The sequence below is a fragment of the Bacillus sp. mrc49 genome, from assembly GCF_002803435.1.
Map to the genome: position 1 here is coordinate 1 of NZ_PHNG01000263.1, position 558 is coordinate 558.

Below are 558 nucleotides of genomic sequence, written 5' to 3' on the forward strand. Positions count from 1 at the left end.
ATCGCAAGGATCAGCCAGGAAATCTTGAACATGTTTGCATCCCTGACCGCTTCTGCCGGTTTCTTTAAATGCTTTGCTGCATATGTAACGGGTATCTGTTGCTTAAAGAATAAGTACAGGACCAAAATGCTTGCTCCCAGACTGATCAAAGTAGGAACGATCATCCTGCTGGCATACTCGCCAAAACCGATCCCAAAAAAATCTGCGGAAACAATATTCACTAGATTGCTGATGACAAAGGGCAAGGACGTCGTATCTGCGATAAATCCACTTGCCATGATGAATGGCAGCACCATTTTATCTTCAAAATTCAGTGCCCGTACCATTGCAAGTACGATTGGAGTCAAAATCAAGGCTGCTCCGTCATTGGCAAAAAACGCAGCGGTTATGGCTCCCAAAATCAATACCAATACAAATAAACGGACACCGCGGCCGTCAGCAACACGAGCCATATGGAGCGCTGCCCACTCAAAGAAACCCACTTCATCCAATATTAACGAAATGATGATCAACGCTACAAACGTCAATGTCGCATTCCAGACGATTTGCGTTACATCA

1 protein-coding gene is annotated in these 558 nt (G+C 44.8%); it reads right to left on the reverse strand.

The genetic code is table 11. The annotated features are described in order from the left end of the window. A partial coding sequence (locus tag CVN76_RS01880; RefSeq protein WP_198512426.1) for an ArsB/NhaD family transporter occupies positions 1 to 558 on the reverse strand: 558 nt, incomplete at both ends.